Annotated in this window: 1 protein-coding gene; it reads left to right on the forward strand. The window is 71.8% G+C overall.

Annotated elements, in window-relative coordinates; genetic code table 11:
• Positions 1-26868 carry a non-ribosomal peptide synthase/polyketide synthase gene (locus HUN07_RS13630; RefSeq protein ID WP_174910265.1) on the forward strand — a complete coding sequence of 8956 codons (26868 nt, stop codon included), beginning with the start codon at positions 1-3 and terminating at the stop codon, positions 26866-26868.
• Positions 26869-26926 lie beyond the last annotated feature (58 nt).

Genomic DNA, 26926 nt, shown 5'->3' on the forward strand with positions numbered 1-26926 from the left:
ATGACGTTGTCAGGATCTCGGGAACCCGGCTCACGCGGTTCCGATCATCCGGATCTACCCACCGAGGCTTTTCCGCTGTCCTCGGTGCAGCGGAGTATGTGGTTCGCCCAGCAGCTCCGGCCGAGCGTTCCGATTTTCATCGCACAGTATGTGGCGCTACACGGCGACCTCGACATCGAGCTGCTCCGCCGGTGCGCGCTGATTACGGGGGAGGAGTTCCAGTCGCCGTACCTGCGACTGGTCGACGTCGACGGCGAGCCGTGGCAGCTGCTCGATCCCGACATCGACACGTCGATCGGGCAGGTGGACCTGCGCGAACAGCCCGACCCGATGGCCGCGGCGCACGCGTGGATGGACCACGACCACTCGGTCCCGATCGACCTGACCCGGGATCCTCTTGTCGACATGACGATCCTGCAGATCGGCGATCGAGACTATCTGTGGTACACCAGAATTCACCACGTAGCCCTCGACGGCTACAGCGGAATGACCATGGCGAACCGCATCGCCGCGCTCTACACCGCGGCCGTGGAACAGCGTGACCTCGAGCCGCCTCGCGCCCTCGATCTTCGCGAACTCCTCGCGATCGACCAGAAGTACCGGGCGTCGAGCCGATTCCAGGCCGATCGCGAGTATTGGGCCGACCACATCGCGGGCATCGAGTCCGGGTCGACGCTCGCCGAGAACGACGCGCCCGTCGAGGCCGTCAGCCGGGTCGCGAGCGCCCCGCTGCCCGCGGCGGTGATCGAGGCCCTCGACACCACCGACCGGCGCCTCGAGGCCACCCCGGCGGCGGTGCTGATCGCGGCCTTCGCGTGCTACCTGAGCCGGATGACCGGCCGCACGGACGTGCTGGTCAACATGCCGGTGTCGGCGCGGACCACCGCCCCGTTGCAGCGGTCGGGCGGCATGCTCGTCAACGTCGCGCCGCTGCGGGCGACGGTGCTGCCCAACGACACCGTCGCCGACGTCGTCGGACGGATCCAACTGGAGTTGATGGGCGCGCTGCGGCACCAGCGGTGCAGCATCGAGGACATCCGCCGCGACGCCGGGTTGACCGGCACCGCGCGAGGACTGGCCGGCCCGATGGTCAACGTGATGCTGTTCCATCAACAGATGACACTGGGGCCGATCGTCGGCGAGTATCACATCGTCACGTCCGGCCCGGTCGAGGACCTGCTGGTCAACTTCGTCCAGAGTGGAACCCCGACAAGGACATTCGTCGAATTCCGGGCGAACCCCGGGCGCTACACCGAGGATGCGCTGCGCACCCACCACCGGCGGTTCCTCGAGCTGATCGACGAGTTCGTCCTCGCGGCCCCCGAGACCCGCGTCGCCGACATCCACACGGAGAGCTCGGCGGTGGGAGCGCAGCTGCTGCGGACCGCGGCGCAGCTCGAGTTCTGGTCCCGCGAGCTGGCGGGGCTGCCCGACATCCTGTCGCTGCCGTCCGATCGCCCGCGCCCGTCGCGCCGCGCGCTGGACGGCGACCGGGTGGACTTCGCGATCGCGCCGCACGCCCACCGGGCCCTGACAGAGCTGGCCGCCGAGCGCGGGTGCACGGTGTTCGGTGCCGTGCACGCGGCACTGGCGGTGTTGCTGTCGCGTCTGGCCGACGTGGACGACATCGCGATCGGGACCCCGGTCGCCGGCCGCGCCGCGGGCGGCGAATTCGTCAACACGCTCGCCCTGCGCACCACACTGCCGCCGGGGATCACGTTCGACGAACTGCTCACCGCCGTGTGCAGATCCGACCTGGCCGCGTTCCGGCACGCCGAGACCCCGTTCGCGCAGCTGGTGGAGGCGCTGGACCGGACGCGGGAGAACGCGCACTCTCCGCTGTTCCAGGTGATGCTCGAGTTCCGCGACGGACGCACCCCCCACCTCGAGCTCGACGACCTGCTCGTCCGGGGCGCGGACGCGGGGCCCGACCTGTCCGCGCTCGACCTGCGCCTGACCGTCGAGCAGCGGTTCGATGCCGACGGCGCAGACCGTGTGCACGACGGGATGGACGCCTCGTTCGCGTATGCGACGGACATGTTCGACCGCGAGACCATCGAGGCGCTCGCGTCACGTTTCGTCCGGGTACTCGACGCGGTGCTCGACGATCCGTCCACCCCCGTCGCCGACATCGACCTGCTCGGCGACGACGAACGCCTGGCGTTGTCCGGGGTGTGGGGAGGCGACGGCGTCACACCGCGCACCCTGGCCGACCTGCTCGACGGCGCCGCACGCCGGGACCCGGATCGGGTCGCGCTGACGTACGAGGGCCGGGACGTCACCTACCGCGAACTCGACGAGCAGTCGAATCGGTTGGCGCGCATGCTGATCGCGCGAGGGGTGGGCCCCGAGACGGTGGTGGCGCTGTCGATGCCGCGGTCGATCGAGTCGGTGACCTCGGTGTGGGCGGCCGCGAAGACCGGCGCGGCGTTCGTTCCCGTGGACCCGAACTATCCGGCCGACCGGATCGAGCACATGCTCACCGACTCCGGTGCGGTCCTGGCGCTGACGGTCGCGGCGCACACCGACGCGGTCGCCGACACCGTCGCGACGCTGGTGCTCGATGCGCCGGGCTTCGCCGAGCAGGTCCGCCAGTGGCCGACCGATCCGGTCACCGACGCCGACCGGATCGCCGGCATCCGCATCGACCATCCCGCCTATCTGATCTACACGTCGGGATCGACCGGCACCCCGAAGGGCGTCGCGGTGACCCATCGGGGCCTGGCGAACTTCGCCGAGGACGAACGGGTCCGGTACGGGGTGCGGCCCGAGTCGCGGACCCTGCACTTCTCGTCACCGAGCTTCGACGCGTCGGTGCTGGAACTGATGCTCGCGGTCGGCGCGGGCGCGACCATGGTGATCGCGCCGCCGACGATCTACGGTGGCGCCGAACTGACCCGGCTGTTGCGGCAGGAGCACGTCACCCACGCGTTCGTGACACCCGCCGCGCTCGGGTCGGTCGATCCGGTGGCGCTCACCGATCTGGAGTGCGTCGTGACCGGCGGCGAGGCCTGCCCGCCGTACCTGGTCGAACAGTGGGCGCCCCGGCACCGGATGTTCAACGCGTACGGCCCCACCGAGGCGACGGTGGTGTCGAGCGTGTCCGGACCGCTCGAGGTGGGCCGCGACGTCGCGATCGGCAGTCCACCGCTCGGGACCGGGGCGCTGGTGCTCGACGGTCGGCTGCGCCCGGTGCCGGTCGGCGTGGCGGGCGAACTCTACGTGTACGGCGACGGGCTGGCCCGCGGCTACCACGACCGCCCCGGTATCACCGGCGAGCGTTTCGTCGCGAACCCGTTCGGCCCCGCAGGCGACCGCATGTACCGGACCGGCGACCTGGTGCGCTGGAAGCGATCGGGCGGACGCGAGTACACGCTCGAGTATCTCGGCCGCACCGACTTCCAGATCAAGATCCGCGGCTACCGCATCGAACTCGGCGAGGTCGAGGCCGCGCTGCGATCGCACCCCGAGGTCGGGTTCGCGCTCGCAACCGGTTTCGTGGGGCCGGCCGGGGACACCCTCCTGGTGGCCTACGTCCAGCCCGACAGCAACCAGGACCTCCACGCCGGCGGTGCCGGCAATCGGCTCGGCGGCGACGTCATCACCCACGTCGCGGACGTGCTGCCCCCGCACATGGTGCCCGCCAGCGTCGTCGTGCTCGAGTCGCTGCCGCTGACCCCGGCAGGCAAGCTGGATCGGCGCGCCCTGCCGGAACCCCGATTCGACACGGGCACCGGCGAATTCCGGGCGCCGAGCACGCTCGACGAGAAGAAGATCGCCGGCGTGTTCTCCGAACTGCTGGGCATCGAACGGATCGGCACCACCGACAGCTTCTTCGACCTGGGCGGCAACTCGCTCACCGCGACCCGCATCGTGGCCCGCATCAACGCGACCCTCGGCACCGAACTGGGCGTCCTCGATCTGTTCGAGGCCCCCACCGTCGGTGAACTCGCCGCCCGCGTCGAGGCCGCCGGCCCCGGCCACGGGGCGCGGCCGCCGCTGGTGCCACGCGACCACGACGGGCCGGTGCCGGTCTCGGCGGCGCAGCAGCGAATGTGGTTCGTCAACCAGTTCGACCCCACCTCCGCGGCGTACAACATTCCGATCGCGGTGAAGATGACGGGCGATCTCGACGTCCGGGCCCTGCGCACCGCGCTCACGGACGTGTTCGAGCGGCACGAGGCGTTGCGGACGGTGTTCCCCAACACCCCGGACGGCCCGGTCCAGTCGGTGCGCCCGACCGCGCAGGTCGCACCCGACCTCGAACCGGTCACCGTGACGGAGGACGAACTGCCGCAGCGGATGACAGCCGCCGCGACGGCGGCGTTCGACGTGACGTCGGCGCCGCCGGTGCGGGCGAACCTGTGGCGGCTCGGACCGACCGAGCACGTCCTGACGCTCGTGGTGCACCACATCGCCGCGGATGGGCTGTCGATGGCGCCGCTGGCGCGGGACGTGATGGTCGCCTACGGCGCCCGCGCCGCGGGCACACCCCCCGAATGGTCGCCGCTCGCGGTCCAGTACACCGACTACTCGCTGTGGCAGCGCGACCTGCTGGGCGCGGAGGACGACCCGCACAGTCTGGTCTCGCGTCAACTGGACCACTGGCGTGGCGAACTGGCCGGTGCGCCCGACCTGCTCGAGTTGCCCACCGACCGGCCCCGGCCGCCGCAGCAGTCGATGCGGGGCGCCGAAGCCGACTTCACGATCGCGCCGCATCTGCACCGGCGCCTGCTCGAGGTGGCCGGCGAGTACGAGGCGAGCCTGTTCATGGTGCTGCACGCCGCCCTCGCGGTGCTGCTCGCCCGATCGAGCGGCACCTCCGACATCTCGATCGGCTCCCCGGTGTCGGGCCGCGGCGAGGCCGAACTCGACGACCTGATCGGCATGTTCGCCGGCACGCTGGTGCTGCGCACCCAGGTGGAACCCGCGTCCACGTTCAGCGATCTGCTGGCCCGCACCCGCGCCACCGACCTGGCCGCCCTCGGCAACACCGACGTGCCGTTCGAGCGACTGGTCGAGGTGCTCGATCCGACACGGTCGGGCGCGTACTCGCCGCTGTTCCAGGTGATGCTGGTGCTGCAGGGCTCGGACAACGCCGACCAGAACCGACTGGAACTGCCCGGTCTCGCGGTCGAGGTCTCCGAGGTTCATACCGGCACAGCCAAGTTCGACATGCAGTGGATCCTCACCGAGAGCACCGACGAGGAGGGCCGGCCCGGCAGCATCGACGCGACGGTGTCGTACGCGACCGATCTGTTCGATCCGTCGACGGTGGCAGGGTTCGCGGACCGCTTCGTGCGGATCCTCGAGTCGATCACCGTCGACACCGCGATCCGGGTCGGCGACATCGACGTCCTCGTCGACGGGGAACGCGAACTGGTGCTCGGCGAATGGAACGCCACCGGCCACGCGGTGCCCGTGAGCACCCTCGCGGGCCTGTTCGACGCGCAGGTGCGCCGCACTCCGCACGCGGTCGCGCTCACGTTCGGCGACGAGGAACTGACGTACGCGCAGTTCGCCTCCCGCGTGCACCGGCTCGCCCGCGAACTGATCGAGCGCGGGGTGGGACCGGACACCCGGGTCGCCCTGTCGATCCGGCGCTCGTTCGACCTGCTCGTCGCGATGTACGCGGTCGTCGAGGCGGGCGGCGCCTACGTTCCGCTCGACCCGGACCATCCCTTCGCCCGCACCGAGTACGTGCTCGACAGCTCGCAACCGGTGTGCGTGCTCGGCACCCGACGGGACCGCGGGCGGATGCCCGCCGGTGTGGACGTCGTGGAGATCGACGGGCTCGACCTCGGCGACCGCGACGACAGCCCGATCCGCCCCGAGGAACGCCGCGCCCCGCTGTGCCCGGACGACGTCGCGTACGTCATCTACACGTCGGGCTCCACCGGACGACCCAAGGGTGTGGCGGTGAGCCACCGCGCGATCGTGAACCGGCTGTCGTGGATGCAGGGGCAGTACCGGCTCACCGCGTCCGACGTGGTGGTGCAGAAGACACCCGCGACCTTCGACGTCTCGGTGTGGGAGTTCTTCTGGCCGTTGCAGACCGGCGCGAGCCTGGCGATCGCGATCCCCGACGGGCACCGCGATCCCGCCTACCTGTCCCAGCTGATCGAGGATCGTCAGGTCACCGTCGCGCACTTCGTGCCGTCGATGCTCGCGGCGTTCGTCGTCGGCGGCCGGCCGGCGCAGTGCCGGTCGCTGCGGATGGTGTTCTGCAGCGGCGAGGCGCTGCCGCCCGCGACGGCGGCCGCATTCGCGGAGTTCGCCGCCGCGTCCGGTGCCGACCTGCACAACCTGTACGGCCCCACCGAGGCGGCGGTCGACGTCACGTACCGGCAGTACACCGACGCCGATCGGGTGAGCGTGCCGATCGGTGCGCCGGTGTGGAACACGCAGGTGTTCGTGCTGGATTCGCGGCTGCATCCGGTCCCGGTGGGCGTGCCCGGCGAGCTGTACCTCGCGGGTGTCCAGCTGGCCCGCGGGTACGTCGGCCGCCCCGACCTGACCGCGGAGCGGTTCGTCCCCGACCCGTTCGGGCCGCCCGGCTCGCGGATGTACCGCACCGGCGACGTGGTGCGCTGGAAGAGATCGGGGCGACTCGACTACTCACTCGATTACCTCGGCCGGACCGACTTCCAGGTCAAGCTCCGCGGCCTGCGGATCGAACTGGGCGAGGTCGAGTCGGCGCTGCTCGCGCAGCCGGGGGTGGCGCAGGCCGTCGTCGTGGTGCGCCGCGACGAGATCATCGGCGAGGCGCTCATCGGCTACGTCATCGCCGATCCGGACGCGACGGTCGACCCCGCCGCCCTGCGGGACGCGGTCGCCGAGTCGCTGCCCGCGTACATGGTGCCGGCCCAGATCCTCGTCGTCGACGAGTTCCCGCTCGGTGCCACCGGCAAGCTCGACCGCGGCGCCCTGCCCGCCCCCGAGTTCCGTTCCGCGGAAACCGAATTCGTTGCGCCGCGCACCCCGGTCGAGGAGATCCTGGCGTCGATCTTCGCCGAACTGGTCGGCGCGCCCCGGGTCGGGGTGTACGACAGCTTCTTCGACCTGGGCGGCAACTCGCTCACCGCGACCCGGCTGGTCGCGCGCGTCAACACCGCCCTCGATACCCGGGTCGGGGTGCGCGAGGTCTTCGACGCCCCCACCGTGTCCGCGCTGGCGCTGCGGATCGCGTCCGCGGGTACCCGCGGCGCCGACCGGCCACCGCTGTCGGCGGGGGAGCGGCCCACCCCGGTGCCGGTGTCGCTGGCGCAGAAGCGAATGTGGTTCATCAACCAGTTCGACACCACCTCGCCGGCCTACAACGTCGTGCTGCCGGTGCGCCTCGACGGCGACCTCGACCGGCACGGGTTGCGGGCCGCGATCGCCGACGTCCTGGACCGGCACGAATCGCTGCGCACCCGGTTCCCGATGGTCGACGGCGAGCCCACCCAGGTGGTGCTGCCCACCGCGGCCGTCGTCCCCGAACTGGAGCCGGTCACGGTGTCCGAGACCGAGGCGCCGGAGCGGATCGCGGAGTTCGGGGGCACCGGATTCGACGTCACGCTCGCCCCGCCCGTCCGGTCGATGCTGTTGCGGCTGGCCCCGCACAGTCATGTGCTCGTCATCGTCGTCCACCACATCTGCGCGGACGGCTTCTCGATGGCCCCGCTCGCGCGGGATCTCATGACCGCCTACGTGGCCCGCGCCGCAGGGGAGATGCCGGGCTGGGAGCCGTTGCCGGTGCAGTACGCCGACTTCGCGCTGTGGCAGCACCGCGTGCTCGGCAGCACCGACGACCCCGACAGCCTGCTCTCGACCCAGCTCGACTACTGGGCCCGCACCCTCGACGGGCTCCCGGAGGTGCTGGAGCTGCCGACCGACCGACCGCGGCCCGCGGAACGCTCGATGAGGGGCGCGGTCCACGACTTCCGCATCGACGACGACACGCACCGGCGCCTGGTCGCGATCGCCCGCGGCCACAATTCGACGGTGTTCATGGCGGTGCACGCCGCCCTGGCCGCGCTGCTGGCCCGGCTAGGCGACACCGACGACGTCGCGGTCGGCACCCCGATCGCCGGTCGCGGGGAGGCGGCGCTCGACGACCTCGTCGGCATGTTCGTCAACACCCTCGTGCTGCGCAGCCGGTTCGATCCCGACGCCACCTACTCGGCGCTGCTCGCCGGTGTCCGCGACTCCGACCTCGACGCCTTCCACCACGCCGACCTGCCGTTCGAGCGGCTGGTCGACGCGCTCGCCCCGGAACGCTCCACCGCGCACACGCCGCTGTTCCAGGTGATGCTCGAGTTCCGCAACACCGACCGGCCGCGACTCGAACTGCCCGGGCTGACCGTCACGACCGTGGACGCCGCGGCCGAGATCGCGAACTTCGATCTGCAGCTCACGCTGACCGAGGATTTCGCCGAGTCCGGGGAACCGGAAGGGATCACCGCCGGATTCACGTTCGCGACCGATCTCTTCGATCCCGCGACCGTCGCCCGGCTCGCCGAACGGTTCACGGCGGTGCTGCGCGCGGCCACGGCCGATCCGACCACCCGGGTCGGCGACGTCGACCTGCTCACCAGCGACGAGCGGGCGGCCCTCGCCCCGGTGAGCGGCGGCGCCGGCGTGCCCGCCCGCACCCTGCCCGAACTGTTGGCGGCCGCGACCGTCATCGATCCCGAGTCCACCGCGGTGGTGTTCGAAGGGCGCGAGCTGTCGTACCGCGAACTCGACACCCGGTCGGATCGACTGTCCCGGCTGCTGATCGAGCACGGGGTGGGCCCGGAATCGGTGGTGGCCCTCGCCCTGGCCCGGTCGCTCGAGTCGGTGACCGCGACGTGGGCGGTGGCCAAGGCCGGGGCGGCATTCGTGCCGGTGGACCCGAACTACCCGCCGGACCGGATCGCGCACATGCTCGCCGATTCCGGAGCCGCCGTCGGCCTCACCACCACCGCGCACCGCGACACGCTGCCGCAGGCCACCGACTGGATCGTGCTCGACGACAGGGACGTCCGGCAGGAGGTGCGCCGTCAGCCGGCCGGGTCGATCACCGACGCGGACCGGATCCGGCCGCTGCTCCTCGACCATCCCGCTTACCTGATCTACACGTCCGGATCGACCGGCACCCCGAAGGGCGTCGTCGTCTCGCACCGCGGCCTGGCGAACTTCGCGGCCGAGGAACGGACCCGGTTCGGGGTGACGCCGGCGTCACGGACCCTGCACTTCTCGTCACCGAGCTTCGACGCCTCGATCCTGGAACTGCTGCTGGCGATCGGTGCGGGCGCGACGATGGTGGTCGCGCCGCCGACGGTGCTCGGCGGCGGCGAACTGCGGGACGTGCTGCGCGACGGCGCCGTGACCCACGCGTTCGTGACCCCGGCCGCGCTCGGATCGGTGGACCCGACCGGGCTGGACCGGATCGAATGCGTGGTCACCGGCGGCGAGGCGTGCCCGCCGGAACTGGTCGCGCAGTGGGCGCCGGGGCGGCGGATGTTCAACGCGTACGGGCCCACCGAGGCCACCGTCGTCGCCGCCGTCAGCGAACCGCTCGCCGTCGGGGTGCCGGTCACGATCGGCCGGCCACCGATGGGCGCCGGGGCGGTGGTTCTCGACTCGCGCCTGCACCCGGTGCCCGGCGGGGTGCCCGGCGAACTGTACGTGCTCGGGACCGGGCTGGCCCGCGGCTACCACGACCGCCCCGGCATCACCGGGGAGCGCTTCGTCGCGAACCCGTTCGGCGGGCCCGGTGAACGGATGTACCGCACCGGCGACCTGGTCCGCTGGAACGGGTCGGGGCAGCTCGAGTATCTGGGCCGCACCGACTTCCAGGTCAAGATCCGCGGGTTCCGCATCGAGCTGGGCGAGATCGAGTCCGCGCTGCGCCGCCACGACGGGGTCGCGACGGCCGTCGTCACCGTCGACGGGTCCGGTCCCGCGAGCCGGCTGGCGGGCTACGTCGTGCCCGAACCCGGCGCCGAACTCGATGCCGGCGAGATCACCGAGTTCGTCGGGACGCTGCTGCCGTCGTACATGGTGCCGTCCGCGGTGACCGTGCTCGACCGGCTGCCGCTGGGCCCGGCGGGCAAAGTGGACCGCAAGGCGCTGCCGGCACCGGACTTCGGGACGCGCGTCACGACCGGCCGGGCGCCGCGGTCTGCACGCGAGCAGGATCTGGCCGGGCTGTTCGCGGATGTCCTGGGTCTCGACGCGGTCGGCGTGGACGATTCGTTCTTCGCGCTCGGCGGCGACAGCATCATGTCGATCCAGCTGGTCTCGCGGGCGAAGGCGCTGGGCCTGCGCTTCTCGCCACGGGACGTCTTCGAGCACAAGACGATCGCGGCGCTGGCCGCCGTCGCCCAGTCGGGCCCCGGCGAGACGGTGCTGACCGAACTCGACGGTGGCGGGCTCGGTGACGTGCCGCTGCTGCCGGTGGCGCACTGGTTGCTCGGCCGCGGCGGCCACCACGACCGGTTCTCGCAGGCGGCGTTGCTCACCGCGCCCGACGGCCTCGACGAGGCCGGCCTCGCGGGCGCGGTGCAGGTGGTCCTGGACCGGCACGACATGCTCCGCGCCCTCACCCGTCCCGGCGAGCACCGCATGACGGTGCCGCCGCCGGGATCGGTGTACGCGGAGTGGCTGATCCGCCGCGTGGACGTCGACGGGGCGACTCCCGGCACCGACGCGTTCGCGGAGATCGTGCGCGCCGAACTCGATGCCGCCGAGGACCGGCTCGATCCCGCGGCCGGTGAGATGGTCCAGGTGGTGTGGCTGGACTCCCGCACCGACCGCGGACGCCTGCTCGTCGTCGTTCATCACCTGGTCGTGGACGGGGTGTCCTGGCGGATCCTGGTTCCGGACCTGGCGATCGCGTGGGCGCGGATCGTCGCGGGTGAGCAGCCGGCCCCCGCGCCGGTGGGGACGTCGATGCGCCGGTGGGCGCACGGCCTCGTCGACGCCGCACCGGAGCGCCGCGGCGAGCTGGATCTGTGGCGGGGGATGCTCGCCGGCCCCGACCCGGTCCTGGGGTCGCGTCCTCTCGACCCCGCGGTCGATGTCGCGGCGACGGTCGAGAGTGTCACCGTGGAGGTGTCCCCGGACGTCACCGAGGCACTGCTGACGACCGTGCCGGACGCGTTCCGCGGCAGCGTCAACGACGGCCTGCTGACCGCGCTGGCGCTCGCGCTGGTCCGGTGGCGCCGCGGTCGCGGGGTCGACAGCGACGACGCGCTGGTCACCCTCGAGGGGCACGGGCGCGAGGACCACGTGCTGCCGGGCGCCGACCTGGGCCGGACCGTCGGCTGGTTCACCACCCTGTTCCCGGTGCGGCTGGACCTCACCGGGGTGGACGTCGACGACGCGTTCACCGGCGGTCGCGGCGCTGGCGCGGCGGTAAAGGCGGTCAAGGAACAGCTCCTCGCCGTTCCGGACCACGGCATCGGCTACGGGATGCTGCGCTACCTCGATCCGGACGGTGAGCAGGACCTCGGCGGCCTGCGCGCACCCCAGGTCAGCTTCAACTATCTGGGCCGGCTCACCGCGAGCGTGCCCGACGATCAACGCGACGCGGGCTGGGTGCCGACCGACGACGCCGACCTGGGGATCCTGCAGGACGCCGATCTGCCCGTCGCGTCGGCGCTCGACATCAACGCCGTCACCACCGACGGCCGGGACGGCTCCCGGATCCGGGCCACGTGGGCGTTCCCGGCCGGTGTGCTGACGGCCGCCGAGGTGGGGGAGTTGGCGGACCTGTGGACCGAGGCACTGATCGCGCTCGCCCGGCACGTGTCCCGGCCGGGCGCGGGCGGCGCGACACCCTCTGACCTGGATCTGGTCGCGCTCGACCAGGTCGAGATCGAGCGTCTCGAACAGCGCTTCCCCGCACTCGCCGACGTGTGGTCGCTCTCCCCGCTGCAGTCCGGCCTGCTGTTCCACGCGCAGATCGCGGAACAGTCCGTCGACGCCTACATGGTGCAGATGATGCTCGACGTGCGGGGCGCCGATCCGCAGCGCCTGCGGCGCGCGGGTCAGGCGATGCTCGACCGGCATCCCAACCTGCGGGCCGCGTTCGTGCACGCCACCGACGGGACGCCGGTCCAGGTGATCGTCGACGGCGCCGAGCTGCCGTGGACCGAGGTGGATCTCTCCGAACTCGACGAGCCGGTGCGGGCGACGGAGCTGTCCCGGCTGCTGGCCGCCGACCGGGCGCAGCGGTTCGACATGGCCGCCGCGCCCCTGATCCGGTTCCTGCTGGCGCGCACCGGACCCGACGAGCACCGGCTGGTGCTCACCAACCACCACATCCTGCTCGACGGCTGGTCGACGCCGCTGATGATGCAGGAGTTGCTGACTTTGTACGCCACCGACGGCGACGCCTCCGCGCTGCCCCGGGTGCATCCGTACCGCGACTACCTGGCATGGATCGCCGCCCAGGACTCCGCACACTCGGTGCGGGCGTGGGCGGACGCCCTCACCGGGATCGAGGAGCCGACCCTGCTCGCGCCGCTCGACCGCGCCCGCGAGCAGTCCACGATGCCGGACGCGGTGGAGACGGTGCTGGACGCGGCCGGCACCGGCCGGCTCGCCGCGATCGGCCGCCAGCTGGGTGTCACGCTCAACACGATGGTGCAGGCCGCGTGGGCGATCGTGCTCGGCGCGCTCACCGACCGCGACGACGTCGTCTTCGGCGGCACGGTGTCGGGCCGGCCGCCGCACATCCCCGGCATCGAGTCGATGATCGGCCTGTTCATCAACACGCTCCCGGTGCGGGTGCGCCTCGATCCGCGCGAGTCCGTGGGCGAGTTGCTGCGCCGGGTGCAGGCCGAGCAGGCCGGGCTGCTCGACCACCACCACGTGGGGTTGACCGAGATCCAGAACGCGGCCGGACCGGCGCTCGCGTTCGACACCCTCACCGTGTTCGAGTCGTACCCGGTCGACCGGTCCGCGGTCACCGACGCGGACATCGCCGGCCTGCGGCTGGTCCACATCCACGAGGGGACCGACGCCGCCCACTACCCGTTGACGCTGGTCGCGAACGCCGACGACCGGCTGCGGATGAAGCTCGAATACCTGCCGGACCTGTTCGACCGCGCCACCGCGCAGGCCCTCGCGGACCGCGTCGCCCGGATCCTCGCCGACATCTCCGAGGATCCGCAGTGCACGCTGGCCCGGCTGCGGTTGCTCTCCGACGAGGAGTGGGCCGATCTGGTGCCGCTGCGGGGACGTCCCGGCCGATCCGTGCGGACCCTGCCCGCGCTGTTCACCGCCGCCGCCGCCGCGGACCCCGACGCGGTCGCGCTGGTCTCCGGCGCCACCGAGGTGTCCTACCGCGAGCTCGACGAACGGTCGAACCGGTTGGCGCGCCTGCTCGTCGAGGAGGGAATCGGGCCGGAATCGTTCGTCGCCCTGGGAATCCCCCGGTCGATCGAGTCGATCGTCGCGGTGTGGGCGGTCACCAAGACCGGGGCCGCGTTCGTCCCCGTCGACCCGAACTACCCGTCCGAACGCATCGCCTTCATGCTCGACGATTCCGGCGCCGACGTCGGTCTGACGGTGACCGGGTCCCGCGACCGGCTACCGGGCACCGTGCCGTGGCACGTGCTCGACGACGCCGGGTTCGGCGCGCGCTGCGACGCGACACCGGCGGCGCCGGTCACCGATGCGGACCGGACGGTGCCACTGCGACTGGCCCATCCCGCCTACGTGATCTACACGTCCGGCACCACCGGCATCCCGAAGGGCGTCGTCCTCTCGCACGAGGGCCTGGACAACCTGTCCGAGGACTACCTGGCGCGCTTCGCGACGCGGCCGTCGTCGCGGACCCTGCACTTCTCGACGCCGAGCTTCGACGCGGCGGTCCTGGATTACCTGGTGGCGTTCGGCGCGGGCGCGACCATGGTGATCGCACCGACCACCGTGTACGGCGGCAGCGAGCTCGCCGAGCTGATCCGCGAGCAGCACGTCACGCATACGTGGCTCACCACGGCCGCCGCCGCCACCGTGGAGCCCTCAGACCTCGACGAGCTGGTCGAGGTCATGGTCGGCGGGGAGGCGGTCCCGCCGGAACTGGTGGCCCGCTGGGCGCACGGTCGACGCTTCTACAACGGCTACGGACCCACCGAGACGACGGTGATCGCGAACGCCAGCGCACCGCTGGTGACGGGGGAGACCGTCACGATCGGCGCCCCGCTGCGGGGTGTGACCGAACTCGTCCTCGACCCGAGCCTGCGGCCGGTCCCGGTCGGCGTGCCGGGCGAGCTGTACATCGCCGGGTGCGGACTGGCGCGCGGCTACCACCGTCGGCCGGGTCTGACCGCCGAACGGTTCGTAGCCAACCCGCACGGCGTGCCGGGCGAGCGCATGTACCGCACCGGCGACGTGGTGCGGGTGCGACCCGATCACACCGTCGAGTACATCGGTCGCTCCGATTTCCAGGTGAAGGTGCGCGGCTTCCGCATCGAACTCGGCGACATCGACACCGCGTTCGGCGACCATCCGGCGATCCGCTTCGCGGTCACGCTCGGCCGTCCCGGCCCCGGCGGCGACACCGCGCTGGTGACGTACGTGCTGCCCAACGCGGACGCGCGACCCGAGCCCGGCGAGCTGCGGGACTACGCCGCGGCACGACTGCCCGTCCACATGGTGCCGTCGAGCATCATGGTCCTCGACGAGCTCCCGCTGACCCCGATCGGCAAGCTCGACCGCGCGGCGCTGCCGGAACCCGAGTTCCTGCCGGCCGCGACGACGTTCCGGGCGCCGACCACCCCCACCGAGCAGACCGTCACCGAGGTGTTCGGCGAGGTCCTCGGCCTGGAGCGGATCGGTGTCGACGACAGCTTCTTCGAGCTCGGCGGCAACTCGCTGATCGCGACCCGGGTCACCGCCCGGCTCGCCGCCGCACTCGGCGTGGACGTCGGGGTGCGCTCGTTGTTCGAGGCGCCGACCGCGCACGAACTCGCCCGCTGGATCGAGCGGAACCAGGGGACGGCGGTCTCCCGGCCGGCGCTGGTGCCGATGGCGCGACCGCACCGGGTGCCGCTGTCGCTGGCGCAGCAGCGGATGTGGTTCATCAACCAGTTCGACACCGACTCGGCCGCCTACAACATCCCGCTGGCGGTGCGGCTGTCCGGGGACCTCGACGCGGCCGCGCTGCGAGTCGCGGTCCGCGACGTCCTCGACCGGCACGAGTCGTTGCGGACGTTCTTCCCGTCCCGCGACGGGGGGCCGGTGCAGCAGATCGTCCCGGCCGCCGAGGCGGCCCCCGATCTGACCGTGATCGACGTTCCGCCGGACGAGGTGCCGGCACGGGTGGCGGCGCTGATCTCCCGCGGCTTCGACGTCACCGCCGCGGTGCCGGTGCGGGCCGAACTGCTCCGGCTCGGCCCCACCGAGCACGTGCTGGCGATCGTGGTGCACCACATCTGCGCCGACGGGTTCTCGATGGCCCCACTGGCCCGTGACGTCATGACCGCGTACATGGCCCGCACCGGCGGGCACCTTCCGCAGTGGGCGCCGCTGCCGGTGCAGTACGCGGACTTCGCGCTGTGGCAGCGCGACGTGCTCGGTTCGGAGGACGACCCGGAATCGCTGGTCCACCGCCAGCTGGCGTTCTGGACCGACGCGCTGGCCGGTCTGCCCGAGGCGATCGCCCTGCCCACCGACCGACCCCGGCCGGTGCAGCAGAGCTTCGACGGTGCCCGCGTGCACTTCGAGATTCCCGCCGACGTGCACCGCGCGCTCGCCGACCTCGCCCGCCGGGGCGGCGCGACGATGTTCATGGCCGCGCACGCCGCGCTGGCGGTGCTGCTCGCCAAGCTGAGCGGCAGCGACGACATCGCGATCGGCACCCCGATCGCGGGCCGCGGCGAGGCCGAACTCGACAACCTGGTGGGCATGTTCGTGGGCACGCTGGTGCTGCGCAGCCGTGCCGCCCCCGCCGACGGGTTCGAGGAACTGCTGGCCCGGACCAAGGAGTTCGACCTGGCGGCGTTCGGGCACGCGGATCTGCCGTTCGAGCGGCTCGTCGACGTCCTGGCCCCCGAGCGGTCGACGGCGCACTCGCCGCTGTTCCAGGTGATGCTCGAGTTCCAGAACAACGAGCTGCCCCGCCTGGAGCTGCCCGGCCTGACCGCCGAACCGGTGGACGCGGAGCTCGAAGTCGCCAAGTTCGACCTCCAGCTGACGCTCGCCGAACGCCACGACGAGCGGGGCGTCCCGGCCGGTATCACCGCGGCCTTCACGTACGCGACGGATCTGTTCGACGCCGACACGGTCGCCGAACTGGCGCAGCGGTTCGTCCGCCTGGTCGAGGCCCTGACCGCCGACCCGGGCCGTCCGACCGGCGACGTCGGCATCGCCACCGACGCCGAGTTCGCCGTGCTGCTGCGGGACTGGAACGCCGCGGGGTCCCGCGCGCCGGAGGCCACGCTCGCCGACCGGCTGGCGGTGACCACGGCCCGGTTCGCGGACGCCGAGGCGCTCACCTTCGACGGGGTGACCCTCAGCTACGCCGAGCTCGACGGGCGGGCCAACCGCCTCGCCCGGCACCTCGTCGCGCTCGGGGCGGCCCCCGAGTCGCTCGTGGCGGTGGCGCTGCCCCGGTCGCTGGATCTGGTGGTCGCGCTGCTCGCCGTGATCAAGGCGGGGGCCGGCTACCTGCCGATCGATGTCACCTACCCGGCGGATCGGCTCGCGTTCATGCTCGAGGACTCCGCGCCGGTGTGCGTGTTGACCACCGACGCCGACGCCGACGCGATCCCGCCCACCGACGTGCCGCTGGTACGCCTCGACGACGCCGCGGTGATCGACGCGCTCGCTGCGCTGCCAGACCGTCCGGTCACCGACGCCGACCGCCGGGTCCCGCTGCGCCCCGACGACGTCGCGTACGTCATCTACACCTCCGGATCGACGGGGCGGCCCAAGGGAGTGCAGGTCACCCACCGCAACGTGCTGACCCTCTTCGAGAACACCGCCGCGACGTTCGGGTTCGACGAGACCGACGTGTGGACGATGTTCCACTCGTACGCGTTCGACTTCTCGGTGTGGGAGCTGTGGGGGCCGCTGCTGCACGGTGGCCGCCTCGTCGTGGTCGACTTCTACACCGCGCGCTCGCCGGAGATGTTCCTCGACCTGCTGCGCGCCGAGCGGGTGACGGTGCTCAACCAGACCCCGACCGCCTTCTACCAGGTCGCCGAGGCCGACCGGCTGGCCGGCGAAACCTCGACGGACACTGCGGAACTGGCACTGCGCTACGTCATCTTCGGCGGCGAGGCGCTGGATCTGGGCCAGCTCGGACGGTGGTACGCGCGGCACCCGGACACCGCGCCGCGCCTGGTCAACATGTACGGCATCACCGAGACCACCGTGCACGTCACCCGGCTCGACCTCGACCGCGACTACGCGGCGGAGGCGAACGCGAGCGTGATCGGACGCGCGATCCCCGGCCTGCGGGTGGTGGTCCTCGACGAACGCCTGCACCCGGTCCCGGCCGGGGTGACCGGCGAGATGTACGTCGCCGGCGACCAGCTCACCCGCGGCTACCTCGGCCGCGCCGCCCTCACGTCGGGGCGGTTCGTCGCCGACCCGTTCGGGGCGCCCGGCGAGCGCATGTACCGCACCGGCGACCTGGCCCGCTGGAACCGCGACGGCCGCCTCGAATACCTGGGCCGCAGCGACTTCCAGGTCAAGATCCGCGGGTTCCGCATCGAGCTCGGCGAGATCGAGTCGGCGCTGCTGCGGTACCCGGGGGTGGCGCAGGCGGTGGTGACCGTCCACGAGGGCGATCACGGTGGCGCCCGGCTGGTCGGCTACACGGTCCGCGAACAGGGATTCGACCTCGACCCACAGGACGTGCTCGACCAGGTCGGCGCCGAGCTGACCTCGTACATGGTGCCGGCCGCCCTCGTGGTGCTCGACGAACTCCCGCTCACTGCGAACGGCAAGCTCGACCGCAAGGCCCTGCCGGAACCGGACTTCGGGGCCCGCACCACGATCGGCCGCGCCCCGCAGACCGAGGCGGAACGGGTGCTCGCCGACCTGTTCGCCGAGGTCCTCGGGCTCGATTCGGTGGGCGTGGACGATTCGTTCTTCGCGCTCGGCGGCGACAGCATCATGTCGATCCAGCTGGTCTCGCGGGCCAAGGCCGCGGGAATCGCGTTCTCGCCGCGGGACGTGTTCGAACACCGATCCGTCGCCGGCCTTGCCGCCGTGTCGGTCGCCGCCGGCGGCGAGACACCGGTGCACCTCGAGGAGCTGCCCGGCGGCGGTGTCGGCGAGTTCCCGCTCACCCCGATCATGCGCTGGCTGCTGGGCCGCGGGCCGGGCGACGCCATCCGCCGGTACACACAGACCGCGCTGCTGGCCCTGCCGGCCGCCGTCGACCGGGATCGGCTCGAGCGGACCCTGCAGGCCGTGGTGGACCGGCACGACATGCTGCGGGCGCTGCTGCAGTCGCTCGACCACGGCGAGCCCAGCATGCAGGTCCGGCCCGTCGGCTCGGTGTCCGCCGCCGACCTCCTCACGCGGGTGCCGGTCGACGAGCTGACCGGCCCGGCCTTCACCGCCGCGGCCGCCGCGGCACTGGACGGGGCGGCGGGCCGCCTCGATCCGGCGACCGGTGTCCTGCTGCAGGCGGTCTGGTTCGACGCCGGCCCGCGCGGCGGGCGGCTGCTGCTGGTGGTCCACCATCTCGCCGTCGACGGTGTCTCGTGGCGGATCCTCGTGCCCGATCTGGCGGCCGCGTGGTCGGCCGTCGCGGCCGGGGAGGTCCCCGACCTGCCGGCCACCGGAACCTCCCTGCGGCGGTGGGCGCACGCGCTGGCCGACGCCGCGGTCGGCGGCACCCCGGGCCGCGACCGCGAGCTCGAGCTGTGGCGGTCCGCCCTGTCCACCGACGACCCGGTGATCGGCGCGCGGCCGCTCGATCCGTCCGTCGATGTCACCGGGACCGTCGACAAGGTGTCCGTCGAGTTGCCCGCCGCGGTGACCGAGGCGCTGCTGACCACCGTGCCGAACGCGTACCACGGCAACGTCAACGACGGCCTGCTGGCGGCGCTCGCGATGGCGCTCACCCGGTGGCGCCGCACCCGCGGCCACGACACCGGCACCGCACTGGTGAATCTCGAGGGACACGGCCGCGAGGACCAGGTGGTGGCCGGCGCCGACCTGGGCCGCACCGTCGGCTGGTTCACGACGATCTTCCCGGTCCGGCTCGATCTCGGCGGCATCGACGTCGACGACGCGTTCGCGGCCGGCCCGGCCGCCGGTGCGGCGATGAAGGCGGTCAAGGAGCAGCTGCTGGCGATCCCGGATCACGGCATCGGGTTCGGCATGCTGCGCTACCTCAACCCGCAGACCGCCCCCGTGCTCGCCGCGTTGCCGGTTCCGCAGGTCAGCTTCAACTACCTGGGCAGGCTCGGCGGCACGGCCGGCGCCGGTGACGTCGGGTGGCTGCCGGTGGGCGACACCGAACTCGACGACGCCCCCGACGGGTCGCTGCCCGTCGCGAGCGTCCTCGACGTCAATACGGTGGTCACCGAGACACCGGACGGACCGCGCCTGCGGGCGACGTGGGCGTTCCCACGCGGTGTCCTCGCGTCGGTCGACGTCGGCGAACTGGCGGACCTGTGGGTCCGGGCACTGTCCGCGCTGGCGCGGCACGCCGAGCATCCGGGTGCGGGCGGACTGACACCGTCGGACCTGGATCTGGTGCCGCTCGACCAGGGGTCCATCGACGCACTCGAGAGCCGTTTCCCGAACCTCGCCGACGTGTGGTCGTTGTCGCCGCTGCAGTCCGGCCTGCACTTCCACGCCGCGTACTCCGACGCGTCCGTCGACGCGTACCTCGTCCAGTTGACCCTCTCGCTGGGCGGAACGGTCGACGCCGACCGGCTGTGGCGGGCCGGACAGGCGCTGCTGGACCGGCACCCGAACCTGCGGGCCGCCTTCGTCCAGCCCGATCACCGGGCCGCGGAGGCCGTCGGCACGGTCCAGGTGATCCCGGAACGGGTGGAGCTGCCGTGGACCGAGGTGGACCTCTCGCGGCTCGACCCCGCGGCGCGCGCCCGCCGGTTCGCCGAGCTCACCCTCGCCGACCGCCTCACCAAGTTCGACCTGACGACGGCCCCGGCGATCCGGATGACGCTGGTCGACCTGGGTGACGGGGACCACCGCCTGGTCATCACCAACCACCACATCCTGCTCGACGGCTGGTCCACGCCGCTGGTGCTGCGGGACCTGCTGACGCTGTACGCCACCGACGGCGACGCCTCGGCGCTGCCCCGCGTGCACCCGTACCGCGACTACCTCGCGTGGATGGCGCGACAGGACACCACCGAATCGACCGACGCGTGGCGGCGCGCGCTCGCCGGACTCGAGGAGCCGAGCCTGCTGGCGCCGACCGCCCCCGGCGACGGGGCGACGACGGGCACCGAGGAGTTCGAACTCGCGCTGTCACCGGCGCAGACCGACACGCTGCGCTCCCTCGTCCGGGAGCGGGGCCTGACCCTGAACACCGTCGTCCAGGTCGCGTGGGGCATCGTCCTGGGCGCGATGACCGGGCGCAGCGACGTCCTGTTCGGTGGCACCGTCTCGGGCCGGCCGCCGCAGATCCCCGGCATCGAGTCCATGGTCGGCCTGTTCATCAACACGCTGCCCGTCCGGGTCACCCTCGACGCCGGGGAGACGCTCAGTGATCTCCTCGACCGCGTGCAGCGGGAGCAGGCCACGCTGCTCGACCACCACTACCTCGGTCTCGCCGACATCCAGAAGGCCACCGGGCCGGCCACCACCTTCGACACGCTGACGGTGTTCGAGTCGTACCCCGTGGACCGGCAGGCGCTCACCGCCGACACCGACATCGCGGGCATGAGGGTCACCGGCATCGACGGCCGCGACGCCGCGCACTACCCGCTGTCGCTGGTCGCGTCGGTGAACGGCAGCCTCAACCTCAAGTTCGAGTACTTCCCGGCGTTCTTCGACAGCGACACGGTGGAGTCGATCGCGACCCGCGTCGCGGTGGTGCTCGACCGCCTCGTCGCCGACCCCGACCAGCCGCTGTCGCGGCTGGATCTGCTGACCGAGCCCGAACGGCGCGAGCTGGCACCGGTACTCGGCGCCGTCGGCGGGTCCACCCGGACCCTGCCGGAGATCTTCGCCGACGCCGCGGCCCTGGACCCCGACGCGATCGCGCTGTCGTTCTCCGGCCGCGAGGTCACCTACCGCGAACTCGACACGCGTTCGTCGCGCATCGCCCGGTTCCTCATCGACCAGGGCGTCGGACCGGAATCGTATGTGGCGCTCGGCATTCCGCGGTCCGTCGAGTCGGTACTCGCGGTGTGGGCGGTCGCCAAGGCCGGTGGCGCGTTCGTCCCGGTCGACCCGAACTATCCGCTCGAACGGATCGAGCACATGCTGGCCGACTCCGGGGCCGGGCTCGGGCTCACCGTCGCCGCGCACCGGCACGAGTTGCCCGACACCGTCACCTGGTTGACGCTCGAGGATCCCGAGTTCGTGGCCGCGTGCGACCAGCACTCCGACGCACCCGTCACCGCCGCCGAGCGCACCGCCCCGCTCGGCCTGCACCACGCCGCCTACGTCGTCTACACCTCCGGGTCGACGGGCCGGCCCAAGGGCGTGGTCGTGACCCATCAGGGACTCGACAACTTCGCGCTCGACCAGCAGGAACGACTCGGGGCGACCGCGCAGTCCCGGACGTTGCACTTCTCGACCCCCAGCTTCGACGGCGCGGTGTTCGAGTACCTGCAGGCCTTCGGGGTGGGCGCGACGATGGTGATCGCCGAACCCACAGTGTTCGGCGGCGCCGACCTCGCGCACCTGCTCGCATCCGAGCGTGTCACGCACGCGTTCATCACCACCGCGGCCCTCGGCACGGTCGACCCCACCGGCCTGGACCACTTCGCCCACGTCGTCTTCGGCGGCGAGGCCTGCCCGCCGGACCTGGTCGCCCGGTGGGCGCCCGGACGGGACCTGCACAACGCGTACGGCCCCACCGAGACGACGATCATGTCGAACATCAGCGCGCCGATGACCCCCGGCGACCCGATCACGATCGGCGGGCCGATCCGCGGTGTCGGCGAACTCGTCCTCGACGGACGCCTGCAACCGGTCCCGGTCGGCGTCCCCGGCGAGCTGTACATCACCGGCCTCGGGCTGGCCCGCGGCTACCACCGTCGGCCCGGGCTGTCCGCCGAACGCTTCGTCGCGAACCCGTTCGGCAAGCCGGGCGACCGGATGTACCGCACCGGCGACATCGTGCGCTGGCGTCCGGACCACACGATCGAATACGTCGGCCGCTCCGACTTCCAGGTCAAGGTCCGCGGATTCCGCATCGAACTCGGCGAGATCGACACCGAACTGATGGCCGATCCCACCGTGAGCGTCGCGATCACCGTCGGGGTGCCCGGACCGGCCGGTGACACGGTGCTGGTGTCGTACGTGGTACCCCGCGCCGACGCGACGGTGGTGACGTCCGCACTGACCGACCGACTCTCGTCGCGCTTGCCGTCGCACATGGTGCCGGCCTCGATCACGGTGCTCGACGAGATCCCGCTCACCCCCGTCGGCAAGCTCGATCGCGCCGCGCTGCCCGAACCGGAGTTCGCGTTCACCACCGGCGAGTTCCGGGCGCCGACCAACCCGCTCGAGTACACGCTGTCCGACATCTTCTCCGAGGTCCTCGGGGTCGACCGGATCGGCATCGAGGACAGCTTCTTCGACCTGGGCGGCAACTCGCTGATCGCGACCCGGGTCACCGCCCGGCTCAGCGGCGTCCTGGACGCCGACATCCCGGTTCGAGCGCTGTTCGAGGCGCCCACCATCCACAGCCTCGCGCAGTGGATCTCGCGCGAACGCGAGACGACCGCGGCGTACGGGCGCCCGGAACTGACCCGGCGCGAGCGGCCCGACCGGATCCCGCTGTCGCTCGCCCAGCAGCGGATGTGGTTCATCAACCAGTTCGACACCGCGTCGGCGGCCTACAACATTCCGATGGCGATCAACCTGAGCGGACACCTCGACGCCGAAGCGCTGCGCGCCGCGGTGGGGGACGTCCTCGAACGCCACGAGTCGCTCCGCACCGCCTACCCGGTGGTCGACCGCGCCCCGTCGCAGCGCGTCGTGCCGGTCGGCGAGGTGCTCACCGATCTCACCCCGATCGAGGTGTCCGACGGGACCGAGCTGCGCGAGCGGATCATCGCGTTCGCCTCCGCCGGTTTCGACGTCACCGTGGCGCCCCCGGTGCGGGCGGAACTGTTGCGGCTCGGGCCGACCGACCACGCGTTGGTGATCGTCGTCCACCACATCTGCGCCGACGGCTACTCGATGGCCCCGCTCGGCCGGGATCTGATGGCCGCCTACACCGCCCGCGCCGCCGGTGCGGTGCCGCAGTGGACGCCGCTGCCCGTCCAGTACGCCGACTTCACGCTGTGGCAGCACGAACTGCTCGGCTCGGACAGCGACCCCGAGTCGCTGCTGCGCCGCCAGCTGGAGTTCTGGACCGGCGAACTCGCCGGGCTGCCGGACGTCATCCAGCTGCCCACCGACCGCCCCCGGCCGGTGCAGCAGAGCTTCCGCGGCGGGCGCATCGAGTTCCAGGTCCCCGCCGAACTCCACACCCGGATCGCCGAGATCGCGCACCGGCACGGCGCGAGCATGTTCATGGCGATGCACGCGGCGCTGGCGACGCTGCTCGCCCGGCTCGCCGACACCGACGACATCGCGATCGGCACCCCCATCGCCGGCCGCGGCGAGGTCGCGCTCGACGAGTTGGTCGGCATGTTCGTCAACACCCTGGTGTTGCGCACCCGGGTCGGCCACGGCGAATCGTTCGACCACATCCTGCGGCAGATCCGCGAATCCGACCTCGCTGCGTTCGGACACGCGGAGGTCCCGTTCGAGCGCCTCGTCGAGGAACTCAACCCGCCCCGGTCCACGTCCTATTCGCCGCTGTTCCAGGTCTCCATCGAGTTCCAGAACAACGAACGGCCGCGGCTCGAGCTGCCCGGACTCGTCGTCGAGGGTGTCGGCATCGACGCCCAGGTCGCCAAGGAGGACCTCGAACTCGTTCTCGCGGAGGATTTCACCGACGACGGCTCGCCCGCCGGGATCCAGGCCTCGCTCGACTTCGCGACCGACCTGTTCGACGAGCACACCGTCCGCGGGTTCACGGAACGCTTCGTACGGGTCCTCGAGGCCGTCACCGCCGATCCGACCCGCCCGGTCGGTGACATCGAAATCCTCGATGCCGCGGAGCTCGACGAGCTCGCGCCGGCGGCGGGGGAGACCGCGGTCTCGCCGCACGTGTGGCCCGAACTCCTGTCCGGTGCCGCCGCCGTGGAGCCCGACGCGGTCGCGCTGTCCTACCTCGGCCGCACCGTCGCGTACCGCGAGCTCGACGAGCAGTCCAACCGGCTGGCGCGGGTGCTCAGCAGTCGCGGTGTGGGCCCGGAGACCTTCGTGGCTCTCGGGATGCCCCGCTCGACCGAGGAGATCCTGTCGATCTGGGCGATCGCCAAGGCCGGTGCCGCGTTCGTCCCGGTCGATCCCAACTACCCGGCCGAACGCATCGCGCACATGCTCACCGACTCCGCCAGCAGGGTCGGCCTGACCACGTCGGCGCTGCGGGAACGACTGCCCGACACCGTGCCGTGGCTGGTCGTCGACGACGGCGAACTCGACGCGCAGATGGCGGCCGCCTCGGCGGCGCCGGTCACCGACGACGACCGGACCTCCCCGCTGCACCTCGCCCATCCGGCGTACCTGATCTACACGTCGGGGTCGACGGGTCTACCCAAGGGCGTCATCGTCACGCACCTGGGGATCGCGAACCTCACCGCGGAGGAACGGAACCGGTTCACCGTCACCCCGCAGTCGCGGGTCTCGCACCTCGCCTCGCCGAGCTTCGACGCCTCGGTGTTCGAGATGATGATGGCGTTCAGTGCCGGAGCCCGCCTGGTGATCGTGCCGCCCACCGTCTACGGCGGCACCGAACTGACCGAACTCCTCTCCCGCGAGGGCGTCACACACGGGTTCATCACCCCGACCGCGCTCGCGTCGATCGAGGACGAGGGTCTCGAATCGATGCGGGTCCTCGCCGTCGCCGGTGAAGCCTGCCCGCCGGAGCTCGTCGCCAAGTGGGCCCCCGGACGCCGGATGTTCAACGGCTACGGTCCCACCGAGACCACGATCCAGGCCAGCGTCAGCGCACCGATGCAGCCAGGCGAGGTGGTCAACATCGGCGGCCCGGCGATCGGATTCCGCGAGGCCGTCCTCGACGGCCGCCTGCGTCCGGTCCCGATCGGGGTGCCCGGCGAGCTGTACATCTCCGGCCCGGGACTGGCGCGCGGCTATCACAACCGGCCCGGTCTCACCGCCGAACGGTTCGTCGCCAGCCCCTTCTGCGAGCCCGGCACCCGGATGTACCGCACCGGCGACGTCGTCCGGTGGCGGCCCGACCACACCATCGAGTACATCGGCCGCTCCGACTTCCAGGTCAAGGTGCGCGGCTTCCGCATCGAACTCGGCGAGATCGACGCCGTCCTCACCCGGCACCCGGCGGTCACGTTCGCCGCGACGCTCGGGCACACCGGGCCGTCCGGCGACACTCTGCTCGCGTCGTACGTGCGTCCCGTCGAGGGGCATTCGGTGGAATCGCGCGAACTGCGCGCGCACGTCGCGGCGCAGCTGCCCGCGCACATGGTCCCGTCCGCGGTGGTGGTGCTGGACGAGATTCCCCTGACCCCGGTGGGCAAGCTCGACCGGCGGGCCCTGCCCGCCCCGGAATTCACGTCGTTGACCACCGAGTTCCGGCCGCCGACCACCGCGACGGAGCGGGCCGTCACCGAGGTGTTCGCCGAGGTCCTCGGCATCGAGCACGTCGGAATCGACGACAGCTTCTTCGATCTCGGCGGCAACTCCATCATCGCGACCCGCATCATGTCCGAACTGCAGTCCCGGCTCGGCCGCCAGATCCCACTGCAGACGATGTTCCTCGACCCGACACCGTCCGGGCTCGCGAAGCGGATCGACCTGCCCGTCGGCTACCTCGGACACAGCGAGTCGCCGGTCGACGACGCGCTGGGCGTGGTGATTCCGCTGCGCCCCAGCGGGGAACGCCCGCCGCTGTTCTGCGTCCACCCGGGAATCGGGCTGTCGTGGGGATACGCCGGTCTGGTGCAGTACCTGGCCAAGGACCGGCCCGCGTACGGGCTGCAGTTGCCGCTGCTGAGCGGGGGGCCGGACTTCGAGTCGGTCCAGCAGCTCGCGCACCGGTACGTCGAGGAGATCCGCATCGTGCAGCCGCACGGCCCGTACCACCTGCTCGGGTGGTCGCTCGGCGGCGTGATCGCGCACGCGATGGCCGTCGAACTCCGCCACGCCGGAGAGGAAGTCGCGACGCTGGCGATCATGGACAGCTACCTGACCGAGGACGAGGAGGAACCCGAGCACCTGACGGTGATCGAACTGCTCGAGGGCCTCGGGCTGGACCTGACGCCGTACAGCGACGTGCGCGACCTCACGTACGCGCAGGCCGTCGACCTGCTCAACGAATCACTCGGGCAGGAAACGGGTTTGACGCCTGCCCACCTGAAGCGGATCAACGACGGTTTCACCACGTCGGCACGGATCATGAACCGCTACCGGCCGGGGGTGTTCGACGGGGACCTGCTGTTCTTCACCGCCGGCCGCGGCGACGGCAGCGACCACGACGCGCCGGAGCATTCACCGCAGGTCTGGGAGTCCGCGGTCACCGGCCGGATCCGCGAGTTCACGATCGACTGCGAACACAACCAGATGATCGAGCCGACCGCGCTCGCCGAGATCGGCCCGCTGCTCGAGGACTACCTCGTGGAGCACTGAAATCGGTCCTGCCACAACAAACTTCGCATACATCCCCAACACCGCCGATTCGTAGCGG

The sequence above is a fragment of the Rhodococcus sp. W8901 genome (assembly GCF_013348805.1).
Taxonomy (GTDB): Bacteria; Actinomycetota; Actinomycetes; order Mycobacteriales; family Mycobacteriaceae; genus Prescottella.

Excerpts from the sequence above, each read along its gene's own strand:
- HUN07_RS13630 (WP_174910265.1), top strand. The coding sequence starts at position 1 with ATGACGTTGTCAGGATCTCGGGAACCCGGCTCACGCGGTTCCGATCAT.